Source organism: Vibrio sp. FF145, assembly GCF_041439075.1.
Lineage (GTDB): Bacteria > Pseudomonadota > Gammaproteobacteria > Enterobacterales > Vibrionaceae > Vibrio > Vibrio tasmaniensis_A.
The window spans coordinates 1-24,788 of record NZ_JBGONH010000022.1 but is presented as its reverse complement, the minus strand read 5'-3'; the positions used below and the strand labels follow the sequence as shown (position 1 = coordinate 24,788).

The window sequence follows — 24,788 nt, the reverse complement described above, 5'->3', positions numbered from 1 at the left end:
AACGACATACTTCAATTAGCTCACTGCCTTCTACTTGGTTGAGTCTAGATACGCTTGGATCTCTTGCTTCAACAAGTAACGTATCCAATCAGGTGAGAGCACCTCCGCATGAGGTAGCCACGTTTTGAGTTTGCGTATTAACTCTGGAATGTTCTTGGTCTGGTGACTAATGAACACATCCCCTGAACTTAACTCTTTCAACACTCTGAACTTATCGGCATTACCTTCATTTAAGAATGCTTCTACCCCCTTAACGCTCATCTGTATAACCACTTCAACGGGATTGAGTAGTTCATCCTCATATCCACAACCAGTCAGCTTCTGCTCAACGCTAGGGTCATGAGAGTATTTATCCTCGTAACGCACTAACTCACGAACCTTAGCGACTCGGAGTGACTCTAGGCGGTTTCTGCGTGTCCCGACAATGAACCACAATCCGCGTTCATTCATCAGTTTGTAGCTGTGGAACTCATCGTAGGTTTTCCCTTCATGGCTAAAGCTAATCACGTTTCGTCGTTGTATCGATTCGATAAGTTTCTCGAACACTGAAGCACATTCACTAATGTCCTCGACTTGTGGGTTCTTGAAGAGAAAAGGTGGTGTGGTTTTGTTGTTCAATACGCCATTGCTTAGATAGTGCTTACCCGAAAACAAAGTATCGAACCCCATGTTTAACAGCAGAAGAGATAGCTCATTATTGGTCTGTCTGCCTAAGAACTTAGGGTCTAACGAGTAACAAGCTCCGTCACGTTGTATAGGTAGGTAATTTAACCGTTCATTGAAGTCCCGATTTAACGTCCTCCTTGCTACCCCAAATTCACGACTTAAATCGTCCAGATACAGTTTCTCACCCGTATTCAAACGGGTCAGGATGATGCCAAGTCGTTTCGCTAGTTTGTCATGCTCTTTCATTCTACGCATTGTAGATAGGTCACTCGTCAGGTGGTGTCGCACTGAGAAAGAACCTGATTATTTCTAGCGAATTTTCATAAGGTTACTGATATTGCTATAGCTTTCATTAGCTACCTCTAGGTATGCCTTACAAGGCATTCATCAATCATTTCAATATTTCTACATCTGAGCGACACACCCTGTCGTTCACCCCTTCTAAACTAATCATCAATCACGTTAACGCTGTCTTTATCAGTGGCGTCATTACGTATTTAAGGAAAAAAACAATGAAAGCATCAATCATCCTGCTAGGTCTAACTTCGTTTTTCACATCTTCGGTATTCGCAGGTGGCACGTTCGGTGGTAATCCGGGCGATATCTCGAAAATGAAAGAACTACTAGAGCCACAATGGAATGGTAAAGCAGGAATTCAGAACACATCGTCTTACGGTGTCATTGTGCAATGGAAAGCCGATGTCTGCGGAACAATGAATGGTCATGTCACTGATGCGACTCAATGCGGCCCAGATACCCCGAAAGGTAAAGCACAATAAGTTTTGTTGCGGAGCTTGGCTCATGGTATCTCAGTTTCGAAATTGGAACTCTCTAGGCCGAGGTGTCAATGAGCTCCGCAACACTCAATCAACCAACAAGAAGGAGCCTTTACATGGCGATTAAATCAATTACAACACTCGTTACAACCTGTCCTGCATGTGGTGAACGTGCTTATGATGATGGTAGCTGTCAGGTGTGCGGTCACTCTCATTAGGTAGGTAGTAATCGTAATTATCCAAGGGCGATATCGAGAGGTATCGCCCTTTTCGATTTCTAGAGGAAAGGAAAAACATTATGGCGAAAACACATTTTCATTCTAACTCTCAGCAGCGTTGGTTTAAGCCTAGCGTTTCAATGGGATTAAAAGGGGCACAGTATAGTTCTATTGCTGCATCTCGTGTTTGCCCTCAATTTATCGTTCTTGCGGGAGCTGTGGGGTTTGTCACTGGTGCTGTCATTGGTGGTGTTCTGGATGAGCTAGACGTTCTCTAATGAAAAAAAAGTAGAGGTGGTTTTTCCTCTACTTTTTTTTGATCGTAACCAATGGAAAGTGATTTCCCTTTGTGCTTTAAGGGGTGCAGCTTAGTGTGTCATTAGTCTGTTGGGGATGATCATAAATCACTAATCACACGATGATTATCATCAAGCTTTATTTATTCTAAAGAAACAAAAACATGAGGAGCTATTCGAGGTTTCTTTGTTCAGATTGCAAGAAGGTTTTAGATTTATTTTGAGTGATAATTTGTCTTTATATTCAATTTTGTTATATGTGGATAGTTGTGAAATTATGGTTCATGTTAAACAAAAAAATGAATCTAGGGATTTTGTGGCTTCTTCAAGGCGTAAAACTTTGTGAAGAAAATGTTGGCTATAAATGCTCTTTTTTTATCACATTTACAGTGAGTTGAGTGTGGTTTTTGTGTTGAAAAATAAGGCTTGATAAGGAGTTGGTAGTACGTATTATGATTTGCATCTACCGAGTGTAGTAACGAGTTTTCTTGATGAAAACTGTCTTTAAATAGCAATAGGGATACTTAACATGAATATTCAAAATGATACTAATCTGATGAATCTACAAGCTGACGTAAAAGCTTTTACCTTGGCGACAACCCCAAAGCGTCTTACGGGTAATGCTAGCTACTTTACCAACATAACAGCAGAGGTAATTGATGCTGCTGAGTATGATTTGGGCGATCGTGAATACTTGAAAAATAGCATTGAACACCGCTTGAATAGTACCTATGACAAACATGGTAAGAAGTGTACACAGTGGGGCTACAAACGTGTGTTAGAAGTTGTTGAGCAAGCTTTTAAGCACGTAAACAAATAAGCTGTTGATGAACAGTTAGGTTTAAAGTTCTAGTTGAGGATACACATCGCTTTAATATTGGTTTAGCAGACCGTGGCCTACGTGCGCACTATTACATACCAGTCTTTTTCTACATCAGTCTCATCCCTGAGCATCAGTCCCTATAGGGCATCCCTTTATTTCCAGTCATTACATATCCGATAACCGATAAAGCAACTTGGTTAGGGAGTTCTATGCCTTTCTTCCTGTTAATGGAAGTGATGTAGGTATCCCTAATTCAATCTAATTAATTGCTTTGACTATTAACTTATCGTTGTCTGTAAAAGAAGCGATAGAAAGCTGATATTTGGATGGATTAGATGAGCAGTACATCTATAGAAATGACCCAGAAGGTGCTCAATGTCTTGCCTCGTCCTGCTAAGGGCGAGCAAGGTGTTGAGTATCGATGGGCTAAGAACTCTCGCTTACGTTTATTGGTAACAGCTTCGAGTAAGCGCTGGATCGTTCGCTTTGGTTGGAAAGGACAACGTTACTACGAGTCATTTGGTACTTACCCTGAAATGAAGTTTGCTGACCTTGAGAAGTTGGCTTACCAGTTTATTGCTGATGTTCAGTCTGGTGCTTACCGCAAGGGATCGCGCCTGACTGTTCAGCAGTTCTTTGATGAAGTACTCGTGCCTTTCAGTCAACGTCACCACCGTGATCATAAGACGTTTGTATCTCGCTCTAAGCGTGTCATGTCTGCGATGGGAAATAAGCGTATCACTGATGTGACTCGTCGTGATGTGGAAAAATGCCTTCATTCTTTAACCGGCTTATCGCCTGCTACGGTAAATCGCTACCAAGCATTCTTATCTAAGCTGTTCTCTATGGCTGTAGAGCACGACATTATTGATAAGAGCCCTGTAAAGGGTATTAAAAAGCTGGTGGAGAATAACCAGAAAGACCGAGTGTTGTCCTCTAAAGAGATGGAAAGCTTTTGTCGTCATGCTTGCGCTGAACCTAACTTCATTCATGCCTATGCGTTGATGCTTAGTCTTCTTACAGGTATGCGTGTTGGTAACGTGATTAGTCTTTCTCGCTCCATGTTAGCTGATGATCTGTCGTCTGCTTTATTGCCTACGACTAAATCAGGTAAGCCTCAACGTATTTACTTATCTGAGCCTGCACAGCGACTTATCCGAAAGTGTCTCAAGGTTTCTTTTAATGATTGGGTGTTTCCATCGTTGAAGAACCAAGGTGAGCATATTGCCTACCCACGAGCTTGTATGGATCGTATTCAGCAAGCCATGAAAGTGGAAGGTTCGCTAGAAGCGCCTTTCACTATCCACGATCTACGTCGTACTCAAGCGACTCAAATGTTGCATGTAACGAACGACATTCGATTAGTTCAGCAAAGCCTTGGTCATTCTAATGTGAATGTCACCGAGCGTTACGCCTATTACCAAAACACCCATCTAGCGCAAGCTACTCAGCAGACTGTTGAGGCAATGCTACCTAATTTCCAATTCAGCTAAGGAGAACACGATGAAAAATGCATTAACAGTAGAAGAGTTTGCAGAGGCATACAGCCTTAACCCTGCCACAGTGAGAACTAATGTGACTCGAAAGCCTGACAGCTTACCCAAGGTATTACGCATTGGTCGTAGTGTCCGCTTTTTAGTCAGTGAAATTGATAAGTGGGAAAAAACGTTATTGGAAACGGCATAAATCACGAAATTTTCCAGTTCTTTCCAGCTATTACTTTTACCAGTCGAGATTGGCTTGATTGGTACGCAAACTTAAATAAAACATAAATCGATGGAGATTTTATTATGACTACTTCAACTCAACCACTATTCATCCGTAACGGTAACTCTGTAGTAAATGCGAGTACTGCAACGAGTTTGACTCATAACGGTGATTTTACTTTGCTACTGGATGAGAAGTGCCAAAAGGTAGCTTTTGACCAAAGTGAAAAAGCGCCTGAATTGTTTGAACGTGTGAAGAAAGCAATTAAACCGCATGACAAGTATGGATTGGCGTTAGATAACGGTGGCTTTATTGATGCACGTGTTATCTCAAATGTGTTCGTATCTCCGAAGACTGGTAATTTAGTTATGGTTGGACTTAATGACCGTCCTCTATGTGTTCTTGATGCTAAAACTTTCTCTGACCTAGATGGATTGACCGAAGTGATCTTGGATGCTCTGGTTAGTGTCGGTGAGGGTGAGAAGTTCCCTGTTATTGAATGGTCTGCTTACAAGGCTCAGTAATCTGATTTCGATTTAACACTATGGCTCTGCGGAGCCATTTTTTGATCTAAGAGGAGGATAAAATGGAAGAATCAATGAATTACTGGGCTGAAGATGCGGACATTAAAATTGAAGAATCATTTGATGGTATCGAGATCGATGAAAGCTTGGTTGAAGCGTGGGGCTGTGCGGGTAACGATGAGCATGTAGATGACACACTTGATAGTATTTCGGTAGAGACTATGCCGCCCGTTGAAAACATTAGTGAGTATGTAAACTCGAAGAAAAAGAGTAAGCGCTATAAGGCACGTACTAAATTCTTCGACCGTCCGATTATCTCATTCGATACGGAGTATGTGCTGTCTAAGTGTGGTAAGTACAACCGAGTTCTAAGCTATCAATTTGTCACTTTACATAATGGCAAAGTGTCTAAGTTGGTGTTGTATCCAGACTCAACCAAAAAGTCTGGTCGTTTATCGATGGATTACTGCTTTGCTCGTGTTATTGAAAAGGCCATTGAAGATGATGTACTTGAGCGTTGGCCTACCGATATCATCGTCACAGCTCACTTCATGAAAGCTGACCTATTTAACTTTAATCAGGCTTTTGAGCAAGTCAAAACTCATATCAAGGGTATCCGTAAAACCGTGGCTAGTCTGGGGGATGCGTATGAATTGGATTTGAGTAAGGTCATGACTCGTCGTATAGATAAAGAGCCAGTTCAGATTAAAGATAAGAACCGTAATTATCACACCTTACATATGTCATTTTTCGACACCATGTTACTTGCTCCAGCTAGCGCTCAGTCTTTATTGTTAATTGGAAATATCGTAGGCGTTCCTAAATTGGAAATACCAGAACCATACAGCATTGAACGTATGGATGAATATCTTGCCGGTAATAAGGCTGGATTTGAAGAGTATGGTTTAACCGATAGCCTCATATCAGCTCTTCATTTCAAGATGACGGCTGACCTATGTAAAGAGCTAGGTTTGAAGTCAGTGCCGTATACGATTGGTGGTATGGCGGTCAAAACATTCATTAACTCGCTTGATGACCCTAAAAGTTATCGCAAGCTATTTGGTTTTGAAGAGAAGAAGCGAGAAATATGGTCGAAAGAAACTGGCAAGGTTCTTACAGTCACTATTGAAGAGCCTACTCAAGCTCGTAAGACCATGGAGTGGTTCGCATCGGAATGTTATAGCGGTGGCCGTAATGAAGCGTTCTGGTCAGGTGTTACACCAGTTGATACTTGGCTAGATTTAGACGTTCCTTCGTGCTACGGAGCGATTACGAATGGTCTGCGCGAAATTTCTTACGAAGACATGTACATGAGTAACAAGGTGGAAGATTTCTTTGGTGACAGGATGGCACTTGCTTGGGTTGAATTTAAGTTTCCATCTTCTACTCGCCATCCGTCACTTGTTGTTCGTGATAAGGACTCACTAATTTTCCCACTCCGTGGTGAGACTCACTGTACAGGACATGAATTAGAGGTCGCCTATAACCAAGGCGCTAAAATTAAGATCAAGCAGGGTTTCATATTTCCATGGAAAAACGATGTGCGGATCTTCGAAAAGTACATGAAGTGGGGGCGTGAAAAGCGAAAGAGCTATGAGAAAGGCTCATTTCAGGAAAAGCTTGTTAAGGAAATGTTAAATTCCACGTATGGGAAATTTAGCCAAAACGTAAAACCTAAGCAAACATTTTCAGTGGAGGATGGATACAGTAAGCCTCAACCTCCATCCAAATTGACCAATCCATTTTATGCTTCGTATACATGTGGTCTGGCGCGTGCATTATTAAGTGAAATGTTAGCTAGTGTGCCAGATGATAAAACGGTTCTGTCAATTACGACTGATGGATTTCTGGGTAATACAAGTGTTGAAGAGCTTGATTTAACGGGACCAGTTTGCCAGCGCTTTCGTGAGTTGTTTCATCGTATGGAACCTAATGGTGGTGAGATATTAGAAGTTAAGCACAAGGCTAAGCAACTTATCTGTGCGAAGACTCGCGCTCAATATACGGTAACTCCAATGGACGGTTGGGAGCCTGTACTTGCGAAAGGTGGAGTTCAGGTTCCTAAAGGTGTTTCTGATCAAAATCAATACATGGTGGATCTATACAAAGAACGAACGCCTGAACATATGACTGATTCGTCACACCTTACTTCGCTCCGTTCAATGTGTACAGAACGTAAAGATATGATGATGGAACGAAAGCAATCACGCTTGAATCTTGAGTTTGATATGAAGCGTGAACCTATCAACCCACGAGTTATTGAAGTTGATGGTGTTCCATTAGTTAGCTTTGAAACTAAGCCGTTTAAGAATGCTTTTGAGATGCGTTATACACGTATCCGCTTTGATGCTTGGCGTAAGAGTGGTCGTTGTTTGAAGACCATGGATGATTGGTACGATTGGCAGGAGCGTTTGAGTATGTATAAAGCTAACGACAAAGGCGAAGTTCGTTTAAAGAAAGATGAAAAGTCTGATGAATTAATGGCTCGTTTGTTTGTTCGCTTTTACGGTCATGAAGTATCAGGTATCACTAAGAAAGATATTACCGCTAAAGCTCTATCTGAGTGGTTGGTAGAGTTAGGTTATGACATTAAGCCTAGTTTGGTACGTGGCGCTGGTCGTACAAAGCTTGTAGAAGGTACTGTTCCCCTCACTCCATCAACTTTGAAATTGGCAAAGCAGCTGATGGGTAAATTTCCTCAATTTGACCCTGTACCGTTGTTCAATGCCTCCCATGAAGAAGTTATGCGTCAATTAGAAAGTATTTCGTAAATGATGAAACGCTATGAGCCCTTGTATAGCAAGGGCTCATGGCCTGTGTGTATCTAGTTCGTTGGGGATACACATCAATAACCAATCACACAACCTCATTTTTTTCCAAATCTTTCCAGCTAGTTCCTATGCCACAACGTCGTGGTGATATTGTCAAACTAAACAAGGAGCTAATCATGGCTAAGAAAAATTACTATGCAGTTTACTGGGGTCGTCGCACTGGTGTATTCGATTCATGGGATCAGGTGAAAGAGTTAGTGCTGAAATACGATGATGCCAAGTTCAAGGGATTTCCGACTAAGCAAGAAGCTGTAGCGGCTTATCGTGCAAATTACGCCAAGGTTCAAGCTGAGACTAAGGCAAAACGTAACGAGAAATTTGCTGCCATGCGTGCGAAGCGTAAGAACAAGTAATTGAGTTCACGATTCTAACTAGCAATTAAGTAGCCCTACAGGGGCTGAGAGGCTTGTCCTCTCGGCTCCTGTGGGGATTTTTGTTATCTGAATTACGGGAATAATACCGATGAAAAATACTAAAACATTAACCGTAGAAGGTCTTACATTCACCTCTCGCACTGCTGCAGCGCGTCACTATGGCTTAAATCCAAAATTGGTTAATGAACGCGTAACAAAGTTTGGCTGAACACTAGAGCAAGCCCTTGAACTTGAGGCTCGCCCTACGACACCGTACCGCAAGAAAGTCGTTATAGACGGCACTGAGTACTCAAGTATGCGTCAGGCTGCTAAAGAGCTTGGTATGGCGCAAAGTACGCTGATGAATCGCATAAAGGTTGGCATATCTGTAGAGGAAGCGTTGTCGATTGCGCATACCGAGTGTGAGAAGTTGAAAGGACAATCTAAACCGATGCTCTACCAAGGTAAGCTCTATTCATCTGCACGTCATCTGTTGCTTGCTAACCCTACACTGGTTACTGGTGGTGATTTAGGTAAGGCGGTTACTTCGCTGAATGACAAGGCTCGTCGTGCTAAGAATAAAGGTGAGATTGAGAATCTGTCGATTGATGATATTTCGACTAAGTATGTTTTGCCGAAGATAAGGTTTGTGGATGAGTTTGATGAGTGGATCACGGTGTTGGGTGAAACTGTACTTAATTGCTTATTTTATGAAATGATGGGGTAATTAACATGGGAGCAGCTATGTTATATGGCTGCTCCAAATTTTTATTGTCTGTGATTCATACATAGCGAACTTCGTTGAAGGTCTAATAGTGTAGAAGCTAGCGCTATGCTTTACAGTGTTATCGAAAACTGTAAAAGCCAATGGCCTTAATACTTAAAATATAAGCAATGTTGCTCCATGGGTTTATTTAAAACCAAAGTATTCACAGCCCATTCAGTGAACACTAATGCATCTTCTTCAGTCATATCAAAGCATGAAGCAACAGAAATGGCTTGAGAGCATGCAATAACAAACTTATCACCATCACTTAGATTTCGTTCGATTGCTTCAAAACGGTCAACATATGCGTTGTAACGTTGTTCAACTTCAGCCTCTGCATTATCAAAGTGAGGAGGTTCTTGTTCTTTCTTACAAACCAAGATTGCATCAAGGTTGATTGGGTCTTTTGATAAGGCTTTCGGTGCTGCAACTGCCATTTCAGCTTTTACTGGGTGAGCAGCAATGATATCAAAACCAGCACGTGTAACCGCATTGTAGATTGCCATCCAACCTTTGATGTCTGAATGGTGATAACTGAAGCTCATTAGGCCATCATCGACTAGAACACGATGACACTCTTCGAAGATATTCTGAATCTTACGAGCAAAGTTCACGTTGTCTTTGTCTTGAACTTCGTTCTCATGCGAAGAGTCTTCGCGAGCTAGATAATCGTACTCGTCACCTAGTGCATTGCTAAGCCAAGCGTAGAAGAAATCACTCAATTCACTGTAATGGACAAAGTCAAAGTACGGAGGATCGGTCACGACTGCATCGACTGAACTATCAGGGATCGGAAGTTGTCCGCTGTCACCATTCAGCACCAAGGCTGCTCGATTGTGGTTTGCGAACTCTTCATACTCAGTGCAAAGGACATGGTCAATTGGGTCGCTGCAAAGAGGTTTCGTACTCTTCTTGACCATCTTACCTTTTTTGCTGTCGTAGACTTCTTCGATTGCTAAGTCGAACGGATTGTTCAGGTACGCTTTAGCCTTTAGTAATCGGCTACGGAATAGTCCAGAGAATGAGCCACTGCTCTTACCATCAACCCCCCAAACGGTATTTTCCAGAGGAGTACGTTCTGGTTTCAAGATGTGATTTGAGAACATATGGCGCACTGCGCCTGTACCTTCACCTTTGAATGAACAGAACAAGTTGTTGAACTCTAACGTACCGCTGAATAAACATACGAAATGGTCACGAATGACAGTATCTTCGATGCGAAGAATGCGTTGCAGCAAAATGCCTAAAGTCAAAAGCTGACGGTCATTGAAGAAATCACGCCAATGATTGTAGTTATACCCTCTTGCCTGGTTGGTATTGTGACCTGGACGAACTTCCATCGTTGGAAGTGGTAGTTCATCTTGGATTTCAGCAAGTCTTTGTGATGCTCGTTCAAGTAGATTGAAGTCGTAATCGGTTGGTTTGATGTAGACTTTCTCTCCTGCCACGTTCAAAGCCATGATTGCGTATAAGCGATGGCAAGGTACACCGTCTTGCGCATTAATCAGGTCTTTGATTTTGTGCTTGTCGCCATTGCTATCGGTTACGAAAGCACGATCGACAGGACCATTCTGAGGGTTAAAGTTTTCGTTACATTCAGGACAGTCTTCAGATTTCGAGTTGTACTTCGCTTGGAATATTCCACCGCAATGAGGGCAAAGTAGTTGCGCTTCTGGTTTTTTGCTAGCGTAGGCATTCTTGCTAAACACGTAACTGCTTAGCAGTGGAATCCGTTCCCCAGAGGGAGTCTGAACCTCTTTGACCCAGAAGTAGTACAGTGCTTGAGTTGGTTGGTTTGTTCCAGGAACTATCGTTTTATAATAGCCAAGAATTTCGTCTTTAACGTTTTCTTCGATTGAGTCAAACTCGTCGGTTAGTGTTTGAGCATCGACGTTCGTTAGAGCTTGGCGAACTAGGAAAGTACTCACTGGGTTGACGTCACAACCAATGACTTTTGCGCCTAGCTTGGCTGCTTCGCCTAGAGTAGTGCCTGAACCCATGAATGGATCCAGAATGACACTACCTTGGTAATTTTGGTTGGAATGGAAATCTGGCCATTCATTCTCAGCTAATGAGCCTGAAACGATAGAGCGAAATACGCTTCCTAGTCGTTTAGCCCACCATTTGTGGATATGATAGATCGGCCTGTTGATTTCCTTTCGGTAGCTTTCGTTTTCTGCGATTGGGTCTATTGTTTCAAACGGAAAATCGTTCTCTATAACTTTCATTAAATCTCGTCTAAGACGACCATCGAGGCGACGTTTCTGTGCTTTGGCTTACGAGCCTTCACTTTGTCAAATAAGTCATCTATCTCTCGTGGTCCATCGGTATTTGGTTTATTGTTATCCAGTACTGCAAACTTGAACTGATTTTCGTGGATGTCTGTGCGGATTATAAACTCAGTTACGAGTTCATCACAGGATAATTCTTCCAATGCTTCAACAGGAACAACTAGTACCTTACGCTCAAAGAAACAGTCGAGTTTGCTGTTCAATGGGTTAGCGTATGTGTACATAGCTCGGTGACGAACTGAACCTTCACCGTAAGAGCCATGCTTATACTCGCTGACGTTAGCAAGCTTTGCTTCTTTATGAAGTTCAAAGTTGTTGTTGATGAAGTCACCGTCAATGATCGCTAGCGTTTTAATGCTAGTGCTGTCGTTAGATAGCAATGCAAAGAAGTAATAAACAGGAATTGCTACTACTTCACTTCCAACTTTAATCTCCATCTTCCCACACGGAAGACAGCTGTTATAGTCAATGGTTAATCCACGAGAATCAGCGCCATTTGCTTTCTGAATTAGCTTCTTAACTTCAAGTCCAACAATAACGTCCGTATATTTGCGATGACGAATGACTACGTCGGGGGTAGTCAATTTACCAGCGCTTACAACTTCCCATTCAGGAAATGAACTAGCAATCGTATCCAAAACCAAGTTATCAAATGGGTCATCCTGAGTTGTGCCGACCAATGAAGGTGCTCTCAAATCAATCGGGATTTCACCATTGACTACCATTCCGTAGAAGTGGTCGTAAACTGCTTTGACGATGCGGTGTGTACTTGGAGTCATAATCTTGTTCCTTATCTCAGTTTCGATTCATACAAATCGTAACCGAGGATTCGGACAAAATAAAGGCCGTTATATTAAAATAAAGGCCGTTACTTAGATTAAATTAACCTAAAGGCCGTTATTTACCACATGCTTTTGTTATAACGGCCTTTATTTTTTGCGTACTAAGTTCAAAGACCTATGACGGGTTCAGTGTTAAAATGAGCTCAACTTTCGAATAACTACAACCAGGGACTTGCCTGGAAGAGGCGTGAATGGACATAGAACTACTAGAAGGCGAGAAACTGAAGTTGAATGACGGTAAGGTTCCTGTTGTAACCATGTCAGATGATGCTATCAATAAAAAATACCGTGAAGGTGAAATTCGAATTGTTACTGAACAGGCTCGTTACCCTTTGAACACTATTGCATCGATGGTTAAGAATACTGAAGAGTATAAAATGAACCCTGAATACCAACGTCGTCATCGTTGGTCAAATGCAAAACGTTCAGCGTTAATCGAGTCGCTAATTATGAACGTTCCACTGCCTCCGATATTTCTGTATGAATACGACTACTCATGCTATGAAGTTATGGACGGTCTTCAGCGTTTAACCGCAATATCATCGTTCTACGAGAATGAATTCCCGCTAGAAGGCTTGACCAAATGGCCTGAACTAAATGACAAGCGCTATCATGAACTACCTAAGTTGGTGAAGCAGGGTATCGACCGTCGCTATATCTCTTCGATTATTCTGCTGAACGAAACAGCAAAAACGCCAGAGCAAGCTGAGCAACTAAAGCAAATGGTGTTTGATCGCATCAACAGTGGTGGTGAGAAGTTAGAATCTCAAGAAAAACGCAATGCTAACTTTGATGGGAAGTTAAACCGTTTGTGTATCCGCCTATCTGAAAATGAGTCGTTATGCAGTACATGGGGGATTCCACCTCATGTTGATGGAAGTGATGGAATTCACTCAGAACGTGCGTCCAATAAGTTGTTCAAAACAATGTACGATGTAGAGTTAGTACTTCGTTTCTTCGCATATCGTCAGAAACATGATCTTCATACTGGCTCTTTAGAGAGTTACTTGGATCGTTTTCTTGAAAAGGGTAACTACTTCTCGCAGGAAGTTCTGGATAGTTTGGCTGATATCTTCAATCAAACGATTGACCTTGCTTACGATATTTTCGGCGAGCAAGCATTCCAGTTATACCGTGAGCGCAAAGGCAATTGGTCTTGGTATGACCGCTCTACCATAGCTGTTTACGACCCTATGATGCTTGTGTTGAGCCAGAATTTGGACAATAAAGCAGTTTTAGTATCAAGTAAGACTGAGATCGTCGCAGCGATTGAGGGCTTTTATCAAGCTAATTATGAAGCATTTGGCGGTCGTAACGTAAATGAGTCTGCGCTAAAGGAACGCGAAAATCTATTAGCTAAATTCTTTGAAGGGTTCGTATGATATGTTTATCAGTACGGATGAATTCTCAGATAACATCGACAAGCTGATTCTGCATTTAATTAGCGAAGACCTGAAGGATGATTTCTTTCGTAACCTAGTGAAGGCGTGTGATTCATCGAATCCGTTGTACGATATGGTTCGAGAGCATTTGAAAGACGTGGTACGCCCTTCCGGTACTGCATCCAAAGAGTTCACTTATACCAACTCGATAATTTCGCTGTACGGATACCTTGAGAGCTACCTTGAGAAACTGGCTGAAGAGTTTATCAGCAGCATCAATGACGCCATAATTCCAGTTTCTGCCTTGCCCAAAGAAATCAAAGACCGGCATCTTGACCTGTCTATGCAGTTTCTCAAGAAGATTGCATGGGACAAAAAACAAGACGCCGTTGAAAAACGAGAGTGTGAGAAGCAGGTAGTCGCCAACTTGCATTCATTTTTCCAAGAGGATGATGATTATACGCTGAATAGTAAGGCATTTTCGGTTCATACCGCTAACTTTAGGTATGAGCTGATTCAATCGCACTTTGCACAGCTGGGTGAGAAGTGCATTGCTGATCGTACTCTCGGTTTGAATGCTGTCTCAGATAAACTGGCTGTTCGCCAAGCCCAGGATGTACCTGAAGATAAAGAGGTTCTCAAATCTTGGTTGGAGTCTGAGCTAGGTGAACTTGCTCAGCTGCGGAATGAAATTGCTCATGGCGCGTTTGAAGGGCCAATTGAAAGCTTGGATTTGATCGTAGAGCGAGCAGAGTTTCTCAAGCACTTTGGTGTTGCTTTAGGGGATATCCTGTATCGTTCATTCCAAGAGATCACCTTTCATGGAAAAGAACGTCAGGTACTTGGTAATGCCAACAAAGCATACGCACAAGCATCCTGCTTTGGCTTTAAAGGTAAAGTCTTAGATGCTGATGACGACACCTTCACGATCAGGGTTGGTGATGAGATTTATGCTCACAATCCTAAATCTGGTGACAAGCTTTTGAAAGGCTCTGTGCAAGGTATCGTGTTGAATAAAGAACCCGTTGATGAAATGGACTTTCCAAATGCACTGGACTGCGGAATCAAGGTAGACTTTGTTGTTGCTAGTACGATGACTAACCGTGAAATCTCTGTGTCAAAAGTACGTAATTTAGATCCAAAATAATCCTAAGTTATGGTCTTTAATCTCTAACAAGATCCTAGTAAATCCAACTAGCTAAAAGACCATGTAAGGAATTCAAAATCCGTTGCCTTCGGGCGTGGCGGTTCAAGTCCGCCTACCGGTACCATATTTAAATAACAAAGCCTCGACTCAAGTCGGGGCTTTGTTATTTCTGAATCCCCAAAAAGAAAAAAGCGCGAGGGGTATGCCTCGCGCAAACTACTACATGGTGATAGTAGGAACAGTCTATAGAGCTGTGAACAAGGTTTTCTGTGTATTTGGAGTCCACTCGGCTTGTGATACGTGTGGTACGTTTACTAGGTAACGTAAACCTTGATATGTCACTACTTCACTTTCCTCATAAGCAACGTTTAGCGTCCAATTGGTTGCTGGGTCGGCATTAGTCCAAAGGCTAGAGGTTGAAGATGGCGCCCAGTCTTGTTGTGCAACGTGTGTCGTTACGGCTTTGTAAACGGTGCCTGAGTGAGTGACGTAATCGCCAGCTGCGTATGCGCTGCCAACTTGCCAAACCGGAGTGTAGTTATCCATGGTGTCGAAGACATATCCTGCTTCTTGAGCTATTTGAATGAACTTAGCTAACTTAGGTAAATTTTTGGTTGCTCCCATACCACGTTTACCATCTTCAAATAAGAATTCATGCGTTAACACGATCACTTTGTCTGCGTGTAACGGCGTACCACAAGGAAATTCTTGTGCTTTGGAGTTGATAGGATTAATGGTAGTTGGTGCACAACTATTAAGCGCTGCATTAACATAGGTAAGGAATGGTTTTGCTTCTGTTAAGCTGTTTGCTGGCATCGCTATGCCCCAGTTCTCAGGTGCCCAGTCTAAGTCCCAACCATGGGTTTGGTATCCATTATTCGCTAAGATGTTTTGCACTTCAATCGAGGCCTTAACACTGTTTGAAGGGTTTTCAGTGTCACAGAAGTAACCAGGCTCCCAAGGTTTAAAATCATCAGATGTTGCACATAAACCATCTGCCTTAAAGTTCTTTGTTACACGCCAGCCATTGGTGTAAGGCAGTCGAGCAAATTCCTCTCCACGATAGTTTGGATAGCTGTTGATACTTGGTAAGTATCGTTCTAACACGGCTAAGTTTTCGGTAAAAGTACCCGCATCATGAGCAGGATCTTGGTAAGAGTTGATTTGATGATCGCCGGTTGAATTACACTCTGCGCCACTGTTAGGGCCAAACTCTTCAACACAGTTATGAATCATGTGTGCGTAACTGTGGTTAGCCACGATATGCCCCGTATCAAGAGCAAGTTTTAAGGCCTCTAAAGCACGATCTTCATTTTCATCACCAATGCCATCTAAATGCCAAGCATTAAAATAAAAAGTACCTTTAATACCTTGTTCATTCAGCACATTAATTACATCGATAGATGCATTAATAGGGCCGTCATCGAAGGTTAAATATATGGTACCTTTTGGTGCTTCTTGGGCATGAGAAAATTGAGATAGGGCAGTGCCTAAAAGTGTAATCATAGCCAGTTTATTTAATTTCATTTTATATTCCTTAGTAGAAATTAATTATGACGTTGTCAGAAATAATATATTGATAGTTATAAATATAGGTTGTTGCTTTTAATTTCTTTCTGGCTTTTATCCTAGACCTAAATAATTAGTAAAAAATAGGCCGTATTTTCTAAAGTGGGATTCAGTTCACGAACAATGCAACCGGTTGCGCTTTTTTGCGTTGGTTATTTTTGCTACAATTTTTGCAGGTTGAAATTTACACAATGGGAGTAAGGCTATGAAAAAGATCCTTTTATGCTGTAGCGCAGGAATGTCGACCAGTATGCTGGTTAAGAAAATGGAGCAAGCAGCTGAAAAACAAGGAATTGTATGTGAGATTAATGCTTTGTCTGTGAACGCGTTCGATGAGGCTATCAAAGAGTACGATGTTTGCTTACTTGGTCCTCAGGTTCGTTTCCAGCTAGAAGAACTACGTAAAACCGCACAAGAGCATGGTAAAAATATAGAAGCGATTTCCCCCCAGGCTTATGGAATGATGAAAGGGGAAGAAGTACTACAGCAAGCTTTAGATCTGATTAACTAATTCAATAATTTTAAATATAAATAAGAGTACCACTGAATATTAATGTTTGGTGCGGGATTCTTTTGTCTGAAAATAAGGATGGACTCTATGAAGCTTTATGATGCGATTATAGGAATCGTCGAAAAGCATATAGCCCCAATAGCGGCTAAAGTGGGTAATCAGCCCCATGTTAGAGCAATGAGAGACGGGTTTATTGTGGCAATGCCGTTTATTATTGTCGGTAGCTTTATTTTGATTTTTGCTTTCCCCCCATTTGAAGAGGGTACCTCGTTTACTTTAGGTCAAATATGGTTGGACTTTGCGACGACGCATTTCGATACTATTATGATGCCGTTTAATATGTCGATGGGGATAATGACCATATTTGTCTCGCTTGGGGTCGCCTATAGCTTGGCTAAAGCGTACAAAATGGATGGAATCACCAGCGCAGTATTATCGCTCATGAGCTTTTTATTAGTTGCTGCACCTGCAAAAGATGGTGCCTTGGCGATGAAGCACATGGGTGGTACTGGTATCTTTACTGCTGTCATGTGTGCTTTCTTCTCGGTAGAACTCTACCGCTTTATGAAGAAGCATAACATTACGATTCGTATGCCAGAGCAGGTCCCACCTGCAATCGCTCGTTCTTTTGAAGTTCTTTTACCTGTCTTAGCGATTTTCATTACGTTATATCCATTAAGTATTTTTGTTCAGACTCAATACGACATGCTGATCCCAGATGCGGTGATGGCAATGTTTAAACCACTGATCAGTGCTTCAAATACCTTACCAGCGATCATCGGCGCGCTGCTTGTTTGCCAATTATTATGGTTTGCAGGCATTCACGGTGCAGCGATCGTTGTTGGACTATTGTCTCCAATCTTCCTTACAAATATTAGCGTCAACATCGATGCGTTTGTTGCCGGTCAACCAATTCCAAATGTATTTACTCAGCCCTTCTGGGATTTCTACATCTTCATTGGTGGTTCGGGTGCAACTCTAGCGCTAGTCTTGTTGATGTCTTTCAGCCGTTCAGCGCACCTCAAAAGTATAGGTCGCATGAGTGCGGTGCCGGGTTTCTTCCAAATCAATGAACCGGTGATCTTTGGTAGCCCAATTGTGATGAACCCAATTTTGTTTATTCCATTCGTTTTCGCGCCAATCTTAAACGCAACCATCGCTTATTTTGCTATACATCTTGGTTTTGTTGGTATGGGGGTGGCGACAACACCTTGGACAACCCCTGCAATCATAGGGGCCTCATGGGGTAGTGGTTGGACGTTCTCACCAGTGTTGTTGGTTATTGCTCTTCTTATTCTCGACCTTTTCATTTATTTACCTTTCTTCAAAATGTTCGAGAAACAGGTGCTGGAGCAAGAGCTACCAACTAATAAAGAAACGAAAAATGCAGAAAAACCAACAGGCGAAGGCGTGACAGCCTAATGATTATTTGGGCTGTCATTTGGCAGCCCTCCTTTCTGGAGAGAAGATATGGAACAAGAATTAGTGGTAATGGAAATTATCTGTAATGCGGGCGAGGCCAGAAGCTTAAGCTATGAAGCATTGCGTCTATCTAGAGAAAAAGATTTTGCAACGGCTGAAGAAAAGCTATCCCAAGCAAGAGAATGTATTAACAAGGCGCATTTGGTTCAAACTCAACTAATTGAAGAAGATCAGGGAGAAGGCAAAGTGCCAATGACCTTAGTGATGGTGCATGCTCAAGATCACTTAATGACCACAATATTGGCTCAAGAAATGGCCGTTGAAATCGTCGCATTGAACAAGCAACTTGCAGAGAAGTAGGGAAGCAATTATGTCGAGAGATGCAATCAAACTTGCCATCATTGGTGGTGGTAGTAGCTATACACCAGAACTCGTTGAGGGCGTTATCAAGCGCTTGGAATTTCTACCAGTGAAACAAATGCACTTTGTTGATATCGAAGTGGGGGCAGAGAAGCTCGAAATCATCAAAGGGTTAGCTCAGCGTATGGTTGACAAGGCTGGCGCCGATATTGAAATCAAAGCGGGATTTGATCGTCGAGAAGCCATCAAAGGTGCTGACTTTGTAATGACTCAATTTAGAGTAGGAGGCTTAGCTGCACGAGCTAATGACGAACGTATCCCCATCAAGTATGACGTTATCGGTCAAGAAACCACTGGGCCAGGTGGCTTTGCCAAAGCACTACGAACCATCCCTGTGATTCTCGATATTTGTAAAGACATTGAAGAGTTAGCGCCAAATGCATGGATGCTGAATTTCACAAACCCAGCAGGCTTAGTTTCTGAAGCAGTGAGTAAACACTCCAAAGTGAAGAGTCTTGGCTTGTGCAATGTACCAGTCTCGATGGAGATGATGATCGCTGAAATGATGGATTGTGAGCCAAAAGAATTGCAGCTTGAGTTCGCAGGTTTGAATCACTTGGTATGGGTACACAAAGCATGGCTTAGAGGGGAAGATATTACTCAAACTGTATTGGAAAAAGTCGGAGATGGTGCCAACTTCAGTATGAAAAATATTTGGGAAGAGCCATGGGACCCTGCTTTCCTTAAAGCTTTAGGTGCTATTCCTTGTCCTTACCATCGCTATTTTTATCAGACCGACGCTATGTTAGCAGAAGAGAAAAAGAGTGCTAGGGAGCAAGGTACCCGTGCTGAACAAGTCATGGAAACAGAATCAGCCCTTTTTAAGTTGTATCAAGACCCTAATTTGGACCATAAACCGAAGGAACTAGAGGAACGAGGCGGAGCTTATTATTCCGACGCGTCATTGAACCTAGTTGATTCGATTTATAACAACCGCAACAGTATTCACGTCGTTAACGTGTTAAATAATGGGGCCATTAACAGTTTGCCAGATAGTGCTGTGATTGAGTGTAGTGCAGTGATTGGTAGTTGGGGGGCAAAACCACTCGCGGTAGGGGAGCTATCTAACAACATCAAAGGTTTGCTCTATCAAGTGAAGGCTTACGAACAATTGGCGATTGAAGCCGCCGTTGAAGGCAGTTATGACAAAGCACTTATGGCGTTGACCAATAATCCGCTAGTGCCTGATATTGGTCGGGCGAAATCCATTTTGGATGACATATTAAGAGTCAATGCGTCATACCTTCCTCAATTCAAATTAACAACGTTATAGATAAGGTTGTATCGTCATGAAAGTGATTTTTAACGCAGATGACTTTGGCTTAACGTCAGGAGTAAATATTGGAATCATCAAAGCACACCAGCAAGGCGTTGTTAACTCGACCACTATGATGGTAGGCATGGATGCAGAGAAGCATGCTGTTGAGTTGGCGAAACAAAATCCAGATTTAAAAATTGGCGTGCATCTGCGTTTTACAGCGGGGGATCCAATAACGGGGCACCCTAATCTTACCAACAATAAGGAGGAGTTTGTTAGTTACGCTGACCTGTGGAAGAAACAAGATTTCGATGCCAAGGTAGTGTATGAAGAAGCTGAAAGTCAGGTAGAGCATTTCCTTGCTTTAGGTTTATCCCTGAGTCATCTCGACAGCCACCATCATGCACACACTCACCCTCAATTACTGCCCGTAATTAGGGAGCTTGCTGCAAAGTATCGAGTGCCTTTACGTGGGAGTGGACTATGCCATGAAAGTAATTCTACTCGATATTTCTTTACTGATGAGTTTTACGACCAGGGCGTGAATTTAGATGGACTAATGAGGAACTTGCTCAGACTAAAGGCTCAATACGATATTGTCGAAGTGATGTGCCATCCTGCAGAAATCGATAAACCTCTAATACATAAAAGTGGTTACGCATTACAGCGAGAGTTGGAGCTACAAGTACTGACCTCTTCGATACTTAAACAGGAACTTCTTCAGTGTGGTATCGCAGTCACGGATTACTCTGCACTTAGTTCTTCTCATCAAGCCGTCAGTGTATGATTTAGGCTGCCAGCGTCGACCCCCTATAATCACCTTACGATTTGCTGGTGGCCGCTTTATTTTTGGTCTCCCTTTTCAATAAAACAAGTAGTTGGATTAAGTAGTCATATGGCAAGGATTAAAGATGTCGCCGAACTCGCCGGAGTAAACCGCTCTACCGTTTCTCGTATTATTAATGGGGAGGGTAAGTTTCGAGACGAGACAAGAAAAAAAGTCGAAGCGGCCATGGCACAGCTCAATTATCGCCCAAGTGCTATTGCTCGCTCTCTCGCTACTTCATCAAGCAACATGGTTGGCTTGTTAGTGACCTACTATACAGGTGGGTTCTTTGGGGAGATGATGGAGCAAGTTCAAACTGAATTAGACACCCATGAAAAGTTCCTGATTACCGCGCAAGGCCATCATTCTGCAGATGGTGAGCGAGAGGCGATTCAACGTTTTCATGATCTTCGCTGTGATGGGTATGTGCTCCATAGTCGCTACCTTTCTGATGATGACTTACGTGAACTTGCCAAGTTGCCGACACCATTTGTATTGCTAGATCGCCATGTAGAAGGTATTGAAGAACGATGTGTTACGTTTAATCATTATGGTGCGAGTCGTATTGCTGTAGAGCACCTTATAACAAATGGTCACAGAAACATTGCTTGTATTATGGGACCTTCACAACGGCATAATAGTTTGCTGAGGAAGCTTGGTTATGTCGATGCAATGACAAGCGCAGGGATTGAAATTGATGAGAGCTGGTGTGAAGAAGGGGATTACGGACGTCAAAGTGGTTACGATGTAATGGCTGCTATATATAGACGACATCAAGAAATGACCGCCCTTTTTTCTTGTAGTGAGGAGATGACGGTTGGCGCTATGCAATTTCTACATGAACATAAAATCCCGGTCCCAGAGAAAATCTCGATGGTGAGCTTTGATAGTGTTGATTTATGTGAAAGCCTTTATCCAACGGTATCAGCAGTACATTTCCCTATCAGTGATATGGCTAGAGCCGCAGTACAAACACTTATGGGACTAGTAAAGGATCAGCAATTAGAGAACAAGCTGCTCTTTGAAACTCATTTGAAAATACGCAAAGCAGAGAGGCCCATATAGCTTCTATTTAAAGCCATACTGCACACCATCTACATGGCGTGTTTATTGATGAATTCGTTTACAAAATCTATTATTAAAAGATTATAAAGAAAAGTCAGTAGTGGAAAAGTGGCAGACATTAAACTTACAGTAGATCGCACCCAGCCCGGCCTACATATACGACTCCCCCTAAAATGGAATGACCCCCCATTTTTATTCACAGCTTCAAAATAAAAGATGACGCTCAAGTGAAAATAATTCGGCATCTTGGGATTAAGCATGTCTATATAAATCTAAGTCAAAGCGATACTGCACCTTTACCTTCTAATCACGAGATAGAGAAAGGGGCCGATTCAGATCTACAGATAAGCCTTGAAACTGAAAGGATGTGGAAAGATAAGCATGAACGTATCGAAACCCTAAGCTCTTACCGTCGTAGAGTCAGTCATTGTGAGAAAGAATTGTCGCAAGCATCCTCAATAATGATTGATTTACCATAAATTTCGTTGTGCGAACTAAATGGGGGAGGTTGTACTCATCCTGTCCAGGTTTTGGTTGTGCGAGTGTCATGTGAATACTCGAAAGTTAAGCCGATACATCTAGATCTAGTTGCTGACAACCTGAGAACAAAATAGGTACCTGTAGATCTAAGTAAGTATCGGTAACCTTCACGCTTTCAAAATTCGTTGCCTTCGGGCATGGCGGTTCAAGCCTGCCTAGCGGTACCATATTTAGATGACAAAGCCTCGACTCAAGTCGGGGCTTTGTTGTATCTGGAGAGCAGAAAACGTTGCCTTCGTAGTAGCGGCAGGAACGCCTGTCCAATCAGTCAGTTCTTATTGTGCCATTCCAAAATATTATCGTTTCCGTTCGTAATGCGATTCCTTAGTAAATTAATTATCTTAAATCAGAATGTTATCTGTCATTCTCACGTCTATTGTCTATGTTTAAAGGACTAATAGAGGAGAAACATATGCTGACAGTAACCCCTTACTTGTTTTTTGATGGTCGTTGTAGTGAAGCGTTAGATTTTTATCATAAATGCTTTGGTGGTGTTGTTTTATCGAAGCAACTCTTTAGTGATGCTCCTCAGGTAATAGAGGGGGCACAACCTAGTTGGGTTATGCACGCTGAGTTCGAAGCATTTGGTATGAAGCTCATGATGTCTGATGGCGTTAAAGCTAAAGAACTTGAAGGGAACAATCTGGCACTTTCCTTGGTTACCGAGGATACCGCGACTCAAGAGAAAATTTTTGAGAAGCTTAAACAAGGAGGGCGAATAATGACGCCACTCGCAGATACGTTTTGGGGCGCTAGATTTGGTAAAGTGGAAGATAAGTTCGGTATTCGTTGGATGGTGCATTGTGATTCTTTAAGTTGAACCTGTGAAATTGGATAGTGAAATTCCCGTGTGGTTTTATTAGAATTATAAATATAGATTATTAATCAATATTATATAAATATGGGCAGCATAAAGATTACTGTAGATCGCATCCAGCCCGGCCTACACATACGACTCCCCCTAAAATGGAACGAACACCCATTTTTATTCAACAGCTTCAAAATAAAAGATGACGCTCAAGTGAAAATAATTCGGCATCTTGGGATTAAGCATGTCTATATAAATCTAAGTCAAAGCGATACTGCACCTTTACCTTCTAATCACGAGATAGAGAAAGGGGCCGATTCAGATCTACAGATAAGCCTTGAAACTGAAAGGATGTGGAAAGATAAGCATGAACGTATCGAAACCCTAAGCTCTTACCGTCGTAGAGTCAGTCATTGTGAGAAAGAGTTCGAGCGCTCGCTTGCTCGAATGCGTTCAGTAATGACAAAAATTCGTAACCGACCTATAGATGCGGTAGGAGAGGTTAAAAGTCTAGTTGATGATATTGTTGAAATACTGGCAAGTGACGATAGCGTTACCTTACATCTTATGAATGCTAAAGCTGACTTTGAAGACATTTACTTTCATACATTAAATGTCTCTGTCGTTGCGTTAATGATAGGTAAAGCTAAAGGCTACAATACTCAACAATTGAAAGCGCTTTCTTTTGCTGCTTTGTTCCATGATGTAGGAAAGATCAAAATACCAGCTGCAATACTTAGAAAGCAGAGTACGCTGACAGCACCGGAAGAGAATTACCTAAAACTTCATACGAAATATGGTGCTGATATTGTCTCTGGAATTGATGACTTTCCTGAAAGTGCCAAAAAAGTAATCGTTCAACATCATGAAATGAATGATGGCTCTGGTTATCCTGAAGGCTTAAAAGAAGAAGAGATAGATGAACTTACCAAAATAGTTTCAGTGGCTAACGCATTCGATAATCTTTGTCATGGTAAAGCGCAATCTCAACAAATGATCCCATACTTGGCATTGTCCCACTTATATAAGAACTGCAAACATCTATATAGTCAGGATAATTTGAGCCTATTAGTTAAGTTCATGGGAGTCTATCCGCCGGGTACTGTCGTGCAGCTTTCCAATGAATCAATTGGAATCGTGATTTCGGTTAATGCCAAACATATGCTTTATCCGAACGTACTGATCTATGATCCTAGCGTTCCAAGAACCCAAGCCCCGATCATTGACCTATTTACTAAAGAGATAAAAATTGTCAATGCAGTTAATCCAAGCAAGTTACCGGAGCAAGTTAGAGAATATCTAAACCCTAGGGCTCGTTTATCTTACTTTTTTGATAATTGCGAGTAGTTATCCACAGGTTGTTGTGGGTAGTTTGTTCGAAACTTGGGTTGAAAGTTGTATAAATGAGCCCTTGGTTGAAATGTCTTCACTTAACCTCTTTTTTTAATAAAAAACGCATTTAATGCTTGCCAATAAAAGCTGCATCTCTATAATGCCGCCTCACTGACACGGTAGACGCCATAAGGCTTCAGCGAAGAATGTTGGTAAGGCAACTAGCTTAAAGCGTTTAAACGCTCCTACTTTTAAAAAGTAGAAATTAATTCCCAATAAGTGTTTGACACTAAGAATTAAAACGCTAGAATGGCCGTCCACTTCGAGAGGCTCCTTGCTTAAAAGGAACGCTCAACAAGTGAAGCTCTTTAACAATTTAAACCTATCAATCTGTGTGGGCACTCGTTGATGAATA

Annotated in this window: 23 protein-coding genes and 1 pseudogene; 20 read left to right on the top strand and 4 right to left on the bottom strand. The window is 42.0% G+C overall.

Annotation, left to right across the window (positions count from 1 at the left end; all coding sequences use genetic code 11):
- Window positions 1-30: 30 nt before the first annotated feature.
- Window positions 31-912: a helix-turn-helix transcriptional regulator gene (locus ACED42_RS10165; RefSeq protein ID WP_371702487.1), complete on the bottom strand. Its 882-nt coding sequence runs from the start codon at window positions 910-912 to the stop codon at window positions 31-33.
- A 266-nt stretch (window positions 913-1,178) separates the two neighbouring features.
- On the opposite strand from ACED42_RS10165, the gene ACED42_RS10160 reads away from it, so the two are divergent.
- From ACED42_RS10160 to ACED42_RS10120, 9 genes are all read left to right on the top strand, one after another.
- Window positions 1,179-1,445, top strand: a complete 267-nt coding sequence (locus ACED42_RS10160; RefSeq protein WP_371702454.1) for a hypothetical protein — start codon at window positions 1,179-1,181, stop codon at window positions 1,443-1,445.
- Window positions 1,446-1,740: 295 nt separating this feature from the next.
- The gene (locus ACED42_RS10155) at window positions 1,741-1,938 is read left to right on the top strand and encodes a hypothetical protein (RefSeq protein WP_017084383.1); all 198 of its coding nucleotides are present in this window, start codon (window positions 1,741-1,743) and stop codon (window positions 1,936-1,938) included.
- Window positions 1,939-2,485: 547 nt separating this feature from the next.
- Window positions 2,486-2,776 (top strand): hypothetical protein, encoded by a 291-nt coding sequence (locus tag ACED42_RS10150; RefSeq protein WP_371702452.1) that lies wholly within the window; start codon window positions 2,486-2,488, stop codon window positions 2,774-2,776.
- Window positions 2,777-3,114: 338 nt separating this feature from the next.
- Window positions 3,115-4,272, top strand: coding sequence for a tyrosine-type recombinase/integrase (locus ACED42_RS10145; protein ID WP_371702450.1), 1,158 nt, complete (start codon window positions 3,115-3,117; stop codon window positions 4,270-4,272).
- A 10-nt stretch (window positions 4,273-4,282) separates the two neighbouring features.
- Entirely contained in the window at window positions 4,283-4,465 is a 183-nt protein-coding gene (locus ACED42_RS10140; protein WP_081230769.1) for an AlpA family transcriptional regulator, read from the top strand.
- A 104-nt stretch (window positions 4,466-4,569) separates the two neighbouring features.
- A complete protein-coding gene (locus ACED42_RS10135) occupies window positions 4,570-5,010 on the top strand; it encodes a hypothetical protein (RefSeq protein ID WP_102504230.1) in 441 nt (146 codons plus the stop codon).
- Window positions 5,011-5,072: 62 nt separating this feature from the next.
- Window positions 5,073-7,781 carry a DNA polymerase gene (locus ACED42_RS10130; RefSeq protein ID WP_371702448.1) on the top strand — a complete coding sequence of 903 codons (2,709 nt, stop codon included), beginning with the start codon at window positions 5,073-5,075 and terminating at the stop codon, window positions 7,779-7,781.
- Between the two features lie 176 nt (window positions 7,782-7,957).
- A complete protein-coding gene (locus ACED42_RS10125; RefSeq protein ID WP_371702446.1) occupies window positions 7,958-8,194 on the top strand; it encodes a viroplasmin family protein in 237 nt (78 codons plus the stop codon).
- A 316-nt stretch (window positions 8,195-8,510) separates the two neighbouring features.
- The gene (locus ACED42_RS10120; RefSeq protein WP_371702444.1) at window positions 8,511-8,921 is read left to right on the top strand and encodes a hypothetical protein; all 411 of its coding nucleotides are present in this window, start codon (window positions 8,511-8,513) and stop codon (window positions 8,919-8,921) included.
- Window positions 8,922-9,067: 146 nt separating this feature from the next.
- Here ACED42_RS10120 and ACED42_RS10115 read toward each other — a convergent pair whose 3' ends face one another.
- Together ACED42_RS10115 and ACED42_RS10110 are read right to left on the bottom strand one after the other, a co-directional pair.
- Complete coding sequence (locus ACED42_RS10115; protein ID WP_371702443.1) at window positions 9,068-11,188, bottom strand: DNA methyltransferase; 2,121 nt, start codon at window positions 11,186-11,188, stop codon at window positions 9,068-9,070.
- Complete coding sequence (locus ACED42_RS10110) at window positions 11,188-12,030, bottom strand: hypothetical protein (RefSeq protein ID WP_371702442.1); 843 nt, start codon at window positions 12,028-12,030, stop codon at window positions 11,188-11,190. Before ACED42_RS10110 ends, ACED42_RS10115 begins: the two co-directional genes overlap by 1 nt.
- Window positions 12,031-12,284: 254 nt before the next feature.
- Between ACED42_RS10110 and ACED42_RS10105 the strand changes: the two genes are divergently transcribed.
- Both ACED42_RS10105 and ACED42_RS10100 read left to right on the top strand, forming a co-directional pair.
- Window positions 12,285-13,475, top strand: a complete 1,191-nt coding sequence (locus ACED42_RS10105) for a DUF262 domain-containing protein (RefSeq protein ID WP_371702441.1) — start codon at window positions 12,285-12,287, stop codon at window positions 13,473-13,475.
- Window position 13,476: 1 nt separating this feature from the next.
- Window positions 13,477-14,622, top strand: a complete 1,146-nt coding sequence (locus ACED42_RS10100) for a HEPN domain-containing protein (RefSeq protein WP_371702439.1) — start codon at window positions 13,477-13,479, stop codon at window positions 14,620-14,622.
- Between the two features lie 243 nt (window positions 14,623-14,865).
- On the opposite strand, the gene ACED42_RS10095 is transcribed toward ACED42_RS10100, so the two are convergent.
- Window positions 14,866-16,149, bottom strand: a complete 1,284-nt coding sequence (locus ACED42_RS10095) for a carbohydrate-binding protein (protein WP_269335792.1) — start codon at window positions 16,147-16,149, stop codon at window positions 14,866-14,868.
- A 247-nt stretch (window positions 16,150-16,396) separates the two neighbouring features.
- Between ACED42_RS10095 and ACED42_RS10090 the strand changes: the two genes are divergently transcribed.
- From ACED42_RS10090 to ACED42_RS10050, 9 genes and pseudogenes are all read left to right on the top strand, one after another.
- Window positions 16,397-16,702 (top strand): PTS sugar transporter subunit IIB, encoded by a 306-nt coding sequence (locus tag ACED42_RS10090; protein WP_029225390.1) that lies wholly within the window; start codon window positions 16,397-16,399, stop codon window positions 16,700-16,702.
- Window positions 16,703-16,789: 87 nt separating this feature from the next.
- Window positions 16,790-18,124 carry a PTS sugar transporter subunit IIC gene (locus tag ACED42_RS10085; protein WP_017100048.1) on the top strand — a complete coding sequence of 445 codons (1,335 nt, stop codon included), beginning with the start codon at window positions 16,790-16,792 and terminating at the stop codon, window positions 18,122-18,124.
- A gap of 48 nt (window positions 18,125-18,172) precedes the next feature.
- The gene (locus ACED42_RS10080) at window positions 18,173-18,484 is read left to right on the top strand and encodes a PTS lactose/cellobiose transporter subunit IIA (protein WP_017100049.1); all 312 of its coding nucleotides are present in this window, start codon (window positions 18,173-18,175) and stop codon (window positions 18,482-18,484) included.
- 10 nt (window positions 18,485-18,494) lie between these two features.
- Complete coding sequence (locus ACED42_RS10075) at window positions 18,495-19,817, top strand: 6-phospho-beta-glucosidase (RefSeq protein WP_371702437.1); 1,323 nt, start codon at window positions 18,495-18,497, stop codon at window positions 19,815-19,817.
- Between the two features lie 16 nt (window positions 19,818-19,833).
- Window positions 19,834-20,589, top strand: a complete 756-nt coding sequence (chbG, locus tag ACED42_RS10070; RefSeq protein ID WP_371702435.1) for a chitin disaccharide deacetylase — start codon at window positions 19,834-19,836, stop codon at window positions 20,587-20,589.
- A 108-nt stretch (window positions 20,590-20,697) separates the two neighbouring features.
- Window positions 20,698-21,693, top strand: coding sequence for a LacI family DNA-binding transcriptional regulator (locus tag ACED42_RS10065; protein ID WP_371702434.1), 996 nt, complete (start codon window positions 20,698-20,700; stop codon window positions 21,691-21,693).
- A gap of 108 nt (window positions 21,694-21,801) precedes the next feature.
- Window positions 21,802-22,157: pseudogene (locus ACED42_RS10060) on the top strand (DUF3391 domain-containing protein); the annotation flags it as partial.
- 488 nt (window positions 22,158-22,645) lie between these two features.
- Complete coding sequence (locus ACED42_RS10055; protein ID WP_029223884.1) at window positions 22,646-23,053, top strand: VOC family protein; 408 nt, start codon at window positions 22,646-22,648, stop codon at window positions 23,051-23,053.
- Between the two features lie 81 nt (window positions 23,054-23,134).
- On the top strand, window positions 23,135-24,388 hold the full coding sequence (locus ACED42_RS10050; RefSeq protein ID WP_371702433.1) for an HD-GYP domain-containing protein: 1,254 nt from the start codon (window positions 23,135-23,137) through the stop codon (window positions 24,386-24,388).
- The last annotated feature ends 400 nt before the right edge of the window (window positions 24,389-24,788 follow it).